This is a genomic window from [Phormidium] sp. LEGE 05292 (genome assembly GCF_015207735.1).
In the GTDB taxonomy this organism is placed as follows: domain Bacteria; phylum Cyanobacteriota; class Cyanobacteriia; order Cyanobacteriales; family Aerosakkonemataceae; genus Floridanema.
Window position 1 is genome coordinate 61,357 of sequence record NZ_JADEWG010000022.1, and the last position, 6,242, is coordinate 67,598.

Here is a 6,242-nt window from a genome sequence, read left to right on the forward strand (position 1 = left end):
TGGGAACGTTTGGCAGTGAGAGGTTTTTTTGTGAAAAGAGTTTTATCTGTTATTCTCGGTGGCGGCGCAGGGACTCGTCTTTACCCCCTAACCAAACTACGCGCCAAGCCAGCAGTACCCTTAGCAGGGAAATATCGCCTCATCGATATTCCCGTAAGTAACTGCATCAACTCAGAAATTTACAAAATCTACGTCCTGACTCAATTTAACTCTGCCTCACTCAACCGTCATATTGCCCGCGCATACAACTTTGCTGGCTTCACTGATGGGTTTGTAGAAGTACTAGCTGCCCAGCAAACACCGGAAAACCCTAACTGGTTCCAAGGTACGGCTGACGCAGTTCGTCAATATATGTGGCTATTCCAAGAGTGGGATGTGGATGAATATTTAATCCTTTCGGGAGATCACCTCTACCGGATGGACTATCGTTTGTTCGTGCAACGTCACCGCGAAACCAACGCCGATATCACCATCTCCGTTGTGCCGATGGACGAAAAACGTGCCTCGGACTTCGGTTTAATGAAAATTGACGACAACGGTAGAGTAGTTGACTTTAGCGAAAAGCCCAAAGGTGAAGCCCTCAAACAAATGCAGGTGGACACCAAGGTTTTGGGGCTGACGGCAGAAGAAGCTGTAAAAATGCCCTACATCGCTTCTATGGGGATCTATGTCTTTAAAAAAGATGTGTTGTTGGAACTGCTAAAAGCATACCCAGACAGTACAGACTTCGGTAAGGAAATTATTCCCGCATCATCGAAAGATCACAACGTTCAAGCTTACCTATTTAACGGGTATTGGGAAGATATCGGAACCATTGAAGCGTTCTACGATGCCAACTTAGCCTTAACCAGACAACCCCGCCCGCCCTTTAGCTTCTACGACGAAACTGCCCCCATATACACTCGTGCTCGTTACCTACCACCAACAAAATTGTTAGATTGTAATGTAACGGAATCGATGATTGGAGAAGGCTGTATCTTAAAAAATTGCCGCATCGCTCATTCAGTATTGGGAGTGCGAAGTCGTGTAGAAGCTGGTTGTTTAATCGAAGATGCCCTAATTATGGGGGCAGACTTTTACCAACCTTTTAGCGAACGGGAATCTGATTGCCATCATACTCAAGTCCCATTAGGCATCGGCGCAAACACCACAATTCGGCGTGCGATCGTTGACAAAAATGCCCACATCGGTTGTGATGTCCAAATTATCAACAAAGACAATGTACAAGAAGCCGATCGCGAAAACCTCGGATTCTATATCCGTAGCGGCATCGTCGTTGTCTTGAAAAATGCCGTTATTCCCGATGGCACAATCATTTAGTCATTAGTCATTGGTCATTGGTCATTGGTCATTGGTTATTGGTTATTGGTCATTGGTGAAGAGGTTAGCAAATAACAAATGACAAATGGCAATTGACCAATGACAAAACTAATTCTTTTGATTGGGCTTCCTGGTAGCGGTAAATCTACCCTAGCCCAAAAGCTAATCGCAGAACCGCCCCAAAGTTTGTTAATTTCTACAGACAGGATTCGGGGTCAACTGTTTGGAGATGAAGCTATCCAGGGCCCTTGGTTGCTAGTTTGGCGTGAGTTACAGCGACAACTACAACAAGCTGCCCTAGCAATTAACCAAGCACAAGCCACCGTCGCCATTTACGATGCTACCAATGCCGCACGTCGCCAACGCAAAGATGCGATCGCCCTTTGCCGCGAAACAGGCTTTACCCACATCACCGGAATATGGTTCGATACTCCCATCTGGCTTTGCCTCTGGCGCAACCGTCGTCGCCAGCGTCAAGTCCCCGAAGAAGTCATTTTCCGAATGTCTCGTCAATTACGCGATGCGCCCCCAGCTTTGCTAGATGGATTCGATCAGTTAATTCGCTACCATCTTGACGAATTCACAATTGTGGAATAACCGTACCAAACCGAACTTGCAGTCATAATCTATTTAAATGCACAATAAAAATGAGACCATGTATACACCTATTCCTGACCATATTTTTATTCTCACTAAATGCTCGAACCATACTTAACTGGAAAGTCTAAAATTAAAAAACTCTCCCGCAAAAAATCATCTTCAGCCCATAATAAATCAAGACAAAATTACCACTAATATTTACTTTATAGGAGACAAACTAAATGGCTACCACTGACTTTAAAGACTATTATGCCGTCCTGGGAGTAAGTAAAACCGCTAGCGCCGACGAAATCAAAAAAGTTTACCGTCGCCTAGCACGTAAATATCACCCAGACATGAACCCTGGCAACAAACAAGCCGAAGCCAGTTTCAAAGAAGTTACCGAAGCCTACGAAGTCCTTTCCGACCCCGATAAACGCAAAAAATACGACCAATTCGGTCAATACTGGAAACAAGCTGACCAAGCATGGTCAGGTGCTGGTGGTGCAGGCGCACCAGGAGTCGATTTTAACGGCTTTGACTTCAGTCAGTACGGTAGTTTTGACGAATTCATCAACGAATTATTAGGTCGCTACAGCACAGGAACTACTGGAACTGGAACTGGAACTGGTGCTAGACGTTCCACTAATCGAGGTTACGGCTATCGCACCAGCCCAGGTGGGTCTACTGGTTTTGGTGGTGGCGGTTTTAGCGGCTTTGATGGCTTTGATAATCAAACAACAAATCCCAGTGTTGCTGACAGAGAAGCTAACCTCAGTCTCACCTTTTCCGAAGCATTTCACGGCGTACAAAAGCGTTTAGATTTAGGTGCAGAAGTAGTAGATGCGAAAATTCCCGCAGGTGCTAAAAAAGGTACTCGCATTCGTTTAAAAGGTAAAGGTTCTTTCAATTCTTTAAATCAACAACGTGGTGATTTGTACCTTAATGTAGAACTGCAACCGCACAATTTCTTTCAATTTGATGGCGATAATTTAGTTTGTGAAGTGCCAATTACTCCCGATGAAGCTGTTTTAGGCGCACAAATAGAAGTACCAACTCCAGATGGTTCGGTAACGGTTAATGTTCCCGCTGGTATTCGTTCTGGTCAATCCCTAAGACTGCGAGGAAAAGGATGGCCTAATCCTAAAGGAGGACGCAGCGATTTAATGGTGAAAATTTCTATTGTTCCACCCAAAGAACTTAGCCAAACGGAACGAGAATATTATGAAAAAATTCGGGCCGATCGCACTTTCAATCCCCGCACTAACCTCAAACAAATTAAATTGTAATTAAATAAGTTCGTAGTAGCGACTTCAGTCGTACACAACCTGTTCGTAGTAGCGACTTCAGTCGTCTACTCCTCACCTAGCAGGACTGAAGTCCTTACAACGAACCAGGATTAAGTTTTTGTGATTAAAAATACTCCAACAGCAATCATTACACAGCCAGCAGCAATGTTTAATCCTTTGGTTATTTTAGAACTAATCAGCAATCTAGCTCTATTTGCCATGAAAGCATAACCAAGTTTTACACCGCCTACGGCTAGAATGGCGATCGCAATAATAATCCCAGTATCAAACCAAGAAACCTGAGAAAGATCGACAAAAGCCGGAAAAAAGCCTAAATAAAATAACGTCGCCTTTTGATCGCCCAATGTAATAAAAAGACCAGTCAAAAAACTCGACAGCAAAGAGGATTTAACCACCTCCTCTGTTTTCATATTCTTTGCTTTTGACTTAAATAGTGCGATTCCCAATAATATAAGATACACGCCACCCAGGTATTTTATAAGTACAAATAAGCTACCCATCGTTTCCGCGAGAAACGACAAACCCAAAATAGCTATGATTATGAAAATTATGTCACCCAGTACTATTCCGAGAGTGGTGAAAACACCATGAATAAACCCAGATGTAGCCGATCTTGTCGAGACAGCCACAACACTCACACTGGGAATAGCAGCCAGAACAACCATCCCACCGAATAGTGCCACAATGCTACTAATTGTCATACTGGTTTGCATAGGGATAACGATTGTTCAAATCGCTGCTAATAATTGCTCAACAGAAGCATTAGGTGATAAAAAAGAAAACAAATGCTTGTAAACCAACTTACCTTGCTTATCTAACACAAATTGCGCTGGTAAAGGCGCACCCAACGCTTGACCAACTTGGTATTCCCGAAACACCCAACAACTCGGATCGCTCAATAACGGCATTTTTAACCCCAAGTCTTTGACAACTTTTTCACTTTGTTTTTTGTCAGTACTGGTAATCATTAAAACTTCGATTCCTCTGCTAGAAAACCGTTCATAGTTTTGATTCATCGCTATAATGTGGGGATAGCACAGTGGACAGTATTGTTTTTCAGTAAAAATTCGGGTAAAAGCTAAAACAACGGGCTGTTTACCTCTAAAAGTTGATAACTTGATGGGCTGACTATTAGTAATATCTAGCAGTTCAAAATCTTTAGTAACTGCCCCTAATCGTAGTTCGTTATGCGCCGGAATTGGCAAAAAATTACGGAAGAAACGTTCATTTATTAAACCGCTAAAATCAGTGGAAGTCAGCATAATTAAATAATAAACTCAGTAACTTTAAATAAATATAACCCCAACATTACAAGCTGACAATTGCAGTTGTAGTGTTGGGGTGAAGAACTTATCTTACAAAAGAGTTAGTTGCCTTAAATTAAACAGAAGCAAAGAAAACTTTTGATTTGACAGGATCGGGATTCATGGTCTTTTCACCAGGTTGCCAACCAGCGGGACAAACTTCATCTGGGTGAGATTGCACGTATTGAATCGCCTGGAGAGTCCGCAATGTTTCGTCAACGCTGCGACCAAAAGATAGGTTGTTGATGGTGGCGTGTTGAATTACACCTTCTTTGTCAATGATGAACAGACCGCGCAAAGCTACGCCTGCTTCTGGATCGAGGACGTTGTAAGCGGCGCTGATGTCTTTTTTGATGTCGGAAACTAGAGGATAAGCTAAATCGCCCAAACCACCAGATTTGCGATCGGTTTGAATCCAAGCTAAGTGGGAGAATTCGCTGTCTACCGAAACGCCCAGAATTTCTGTGCCCAGTTTTTTGAATTCTTCGTAGCGATCGCTAAATGCTGTAATCTCAGTTGGGCAAACAAAGGTAAAGTCCAACGGATAGAAGAACAACACAACATACTGACCACGATAGTCTGACAGCTTGATGCTCTTGAATTCTTGATCCACTACAGCTGTTGCAGTAAAGTCAGGCGCAGATTGACCAACACGCAAACATCCTTCTGATGCGTAACTTAGGGGCATGAACTTTTTCTCCTTAAAAATTATGCTTCGACTTGTCCTCTTGTAGGTAATGTAGTAAAGACGGGGTTTAGCTTTAGTTTTTTGAGTTAACGAACAATTCTCGTTAACCCACCTCGTCTTCCCCACAGGGGCAACTACTGTTTATTTACGAACTGTAACAACTATATCATACTCATAACGATTTTGAGTAACTAATGGAAAGTCTAGATCGGCGAGAGTGGTTATTGACCAATGGGCTAGGTAGTTTTGCTTGTGGTACCGTGTGTGATGCCCGCACCCGCACCTATCACGGTTGGTTAATTGCGGCATTAGACCCCCCTAGCGAACGCACGTTGCTGCTATCTCACTTAGAAGCAACCCTAGAAATTGGGGGAAAAACTTGGGAATTAGGGACAAATTTCTGGTCAAGCGGTAAAGTTGCGCCTTTGGGTTATCGATTGTTGCGATCGTTCACGATCGATCCGATTCCCACTTGGGTTTGGAGTGAGGAAAATTGGCAACTAACTCGACAATTAGAAATGCCGCAAAACTTTCCCAAAGTAGGTGAGGAATTATTACTCAATCAATTCGATCAGAGAACTTTAATTGAATATGTTTATCAAGGGAAAGAAGCAGCAATTTTGCGGTTAAAACCGTTAATTGCCGATCGCAACTTTCACCATCAACAAACAGCAACAGCAGAATTAAGATTCTCACAAAAAGTTAGCGAAAACCGGGTTTTTTTCCAAGCAATTAATCAAGATTGGCAAGGTACACCTTGGCAATTAACTTGGAGTAAGGGAAATTATCAAATAGTAAATTATTGGTATTGGAATTATTACTATCCCGAAGAAGAATTGCGCGGATTAGGCGATCGCGAAGATCTTTGGTGTCCAGGTCAATTAACTGTTACCTTGCAACCAGGCGATCGCATTACCCTAGAAGCTAAATTAGGCTGGTTGGAGGAGCAGAGGAGCAGAGGGGCAGAGGAGCAGAGGGGCAGAGGAGCAGAAGATAAAAATTCTCCTTGTCCCCTTGTCCCCTTGTCCCCTTGTCCCCTTG

General features: G+C 43.1%; 7 protein-coding genes. 4 read left to right on the forward strand and 3 right to left on the reverse strand.

Annotation, left to right across the window (positions count from 1 at the left end; translation table 11 throughout):
- Window positions 1-30 precede the first annotated feature (30 nt).
- The 3 genes from IQ264_RS09100 to IQ264_RS09110 all read left to right on the forward strand — a co-directional run bounded on the left by IQ264_RS09100 (window position 31) and on the right by IQ264_RS09110 (window position 3,188).
- Entirely contained in the window at window positions 31-1,320 is a 1,290-nt protein-coding gene (locus tag IQ264_RS09100; RefSeq protein WP_193980430.1) for a glucose-1-phosphate adenylyltransferase, read from the forward strand.
- A 99-nt stretch (window positions 1,321-1,419) separates the two neighbouring features.
- On the forward strand, window positions 1,420-1,917 hold the full coding sequence (locus tag IQ264_RS09105) for an AAA family ATPase (protein WP_193980431.1): 498 nt from the start codon (window positions 1,420-1,422) through the stop codon (window positions 1,915-1,917).
- A 224-nt stretch (window positions 1,918-2,141) separates the two neighbouring features.
- Window positions 2,142-3,188, forward strand: a complete 1,047-nt coding sequence (locus IQ264_RS09110) for a DnaJ C-terminal domain-containing protein (RefSeq protein ID WP_193980432.1) — start codon at window positions 2,142-2,144, stop codon at window positions 3,186-3,188.
- A 110-nt stretch (window positions 3,189-3,298) separates the two neighbouring features.
- Here IQ264_RS09110 and IQ264_RS09115 read toward each other — a convergent pair whose 3' ends face one another.
- The 3 genes from IQ264_RS09115 to IQ264_RS09125 all read right to left on the reverse strand — a co-directional run bounded on the left by IQ264_RS09115 (window position 3,299) and on the right by IQ264_RS09125 (window position 5,201).
- On the reverse strand, window positions 3,299-3,910 hold the full coding sequence (locus IQ264_RS09115; protein ID WP_228061396.1) for a LysE family translocator: 612 nt from the start codon (window positions 3,908-3,910) through the stop codon (window positions 3,299-3,301).
- A gap of 27 nt (window positions 3,911-3,937) precedes the next feature.
- Entirely contained in the window at window positions 3,938-4,471 is a 534-nt protein-coding gene (locus IQ264_RS09120) for a peroxiredoxin family protein (RefSeq protein ID WP_193980434.1), read from the reverse strand.
- 118 nt (window positions 4,472-4,589) lie between these two features.
- Window positions 4,590-5,201 carry a peroxiredoxin gene (locus IQ264_RS09125; protein ID WP_193980435.1) on the reverse strand — a complete coding sequence of 204 codons (612 nt, stop codon included), beginning with the start codon at window positions 5,199-5,201 and terminating at the stop codon, window positions 4,590-4,592.
- Between the two features lie 194 nt (window positions 5,202-5,395).
- Between IQ264_RS09125 and IQ264_RS09130 the strand changes: the two genes are divergently transcribed.
- Window positions 5,396-6,242, forward strand: an 847-nt coding sequence (locus tag IQ264_RS09130) for a glycogen debranching enzyme N-terminal domain-containing protein (protein ID WP_193980436.1), incomplete at its 3' end; no start/stop codon positions are given.

Coding starts and splice junctions, on each gene's coding strand:
- IQ264_RS09110 (WP_193980432.1), top strand. CDS start 2,142: ATGGCTACCACTGACTTTAAAGACTATTATGCCGTCCTGGGAGTAAGT.
- IQ264_RS09115 (WP_228061396.1), bottom strand. CDS start 3,910: ATGACAATTAGTAGCATTGTGGCACTATTCGGTGGGATGGTTGTTCTG.
- IQ264_RS09120 (WP_193980434.1), bottom strand. CDS start 4,471: ATGCTGACTTCCACTGATTTTAGCGGTTTAATAAATGAACGTTTCTTC.
- IQ264_RS09125 (WP_193980435.1), bottom strand. CDS start 5,201: ATGCCCCTAAGTTACGCATCAGAAGGATGTTTGCGTGTTGGTCAATCT.
- IQ264_RS09105 (WP_193980431.1), top strand. CDS start 1,420: ATGACAAAACTAATTCTTTTGATTGGGCTTCCTGGTAGCGGTAAATCT.